This window comes from Phormidium sp. CCY1219 (assembly GCF_035615515.1).
Classification (GTDB): domain Bacteria; phylum Cyanobacteriota; class Cyanobacteriia; order Cyanobacteriales; family Laspinemataceae; genus CCY1219.
In genome coordinates, this window is sequence record NZ_JAJENT010000471.1 from 1 (window position 1) to 1,303 (window position 1,303).

The window sequence follows — 1,303 nt, forward strand, 5'->3', positions numbered from 1 at the left end:
TCGGAACTTTAACTCTTACCCCTAACGGCTACCAAACTTAGATAAGTCTGGTCTTCTGGTCAGGTGAGCTTGGGAAAGTAAAGTCTTACCAAGCCCCTCCCTTTAGGGATGGGGTTCCTGACATTGAGCCTTCTCCTAAAACCACGAACACTCTTAGCCAAGCGCGCGATCGCGGGTGACTGGGGTTATTTTAATCCCCCTTCTCTCCCCCCGACATTCGACTTATGGCTAATTTGGGGCGGGTGGTGTTTCCTCCGGGGGCGTATTCGTCTCCGGTGACTCTTCGCTACTGTCTGGCGCACTCTCTGTTTCGCTCTCCTCTGGTTGCGGACAGCCTTTCTCGGATACCGACCCATCGGGCATTACGGTGCCACACAAGGAGGCATGGATGAGAATGGTATTGCCTAAGGTGGCATCGGTTAATTCGGCGCGATCGAGACTCGCCCGTTCCAAGTCCGCTCCGTCTAAGGTCGCTTCACTTAAATCCGATAAGTAAAAGTTCGCTTCTCGGAAAGATGCGCCGACTAAATTCGCCCCTATCATCTCGCAGTCGGCGATAATGGCGCGATATCCATCAGCGTTACTTAAGTTTGCTTGACTTAAGTTAGCTGCTTCAAAGTGAGTTACGATTAAAGAGGCATCCCGCAGGTTGGCACCGACAAGATTGGCCTCGAGCAGCAATGCGCCGCTGAGATTGGCTCCGCGCAGATTCGCGCCGCTTAGGTTGGCTCCGGTAAGGTCGGCGTTAATCAGTTTTACCCCCACAAGATCCGCCCCGCTCAGGTTTGCACCCCTTAAGTCGCAGTCGCGACACTCTCGCAGATTGAAGAGGCGCTGCAGGTGCAGGGGGTTCTCGGCGCGGATGGGACTGGCAATCAGAATAAAGGCGATCGCGAATAAGAGTGGTTTCATCAAAGGACCTCGAACTCGGCGATCGCAACCGGGGCGATCGTCACTCCGATTCTCCCCTCTGAAGCTGTGGGTTGGCTATTAGACGGAAGTCTACCGTCATCGGGCTAGTTTTTTTTCGGGAATCTGACTATATATGCAATTGGCAATTGGCGATTGGTAATTAACGGCTTCTGAGAGGCGATCGCCCGGGGAGGAGAAAGAATTTTTTTTTCGAGCTAGACAAACTAGCGTTTAGTGGTCAAAATTGAGATAGTGTCATTTCCCAATCGTTTGTCTTATGGTCAACTACTACTGTTACAGACCAATTGGAACCGCTTGATACTCCCTACGGATAAATCCGAGGGATTCTTAAAGAGTCCAAAGTCGGACTTTTAAAGGCGCTTTTCCCCAC

Annotated in this window: 1 protein-coding gene; it reads right to left on the reverse strand. The window is 51.6% G+C overall.

Annotation, left to right across the window (positions count from 1 at the left end):
* Window positions 1-228 precede the first annotated feature (228 nt).
* A complete protein-coding gene (locus tag LKK83_RS11665) occupies window positions 229-912 on the reverse strand; it encodes a pentapeptide repeat-containing protein (protein ID WP_324631293.1) in 684 nt (227 codons plus the stop codon).
* Window positions 913-1,303: the final 391 nt, after the last annotated feature.

What these genes read in the sequence shown, in the direction of transcription:
- LKK83_RS11665 (WP_324631293.1), bottom strand. Translation starts at nt 912, where the DNA reads ATGAAACCACTCTTATTCGCGATCGCCTTTATTCTGATTGCCAGTCCC.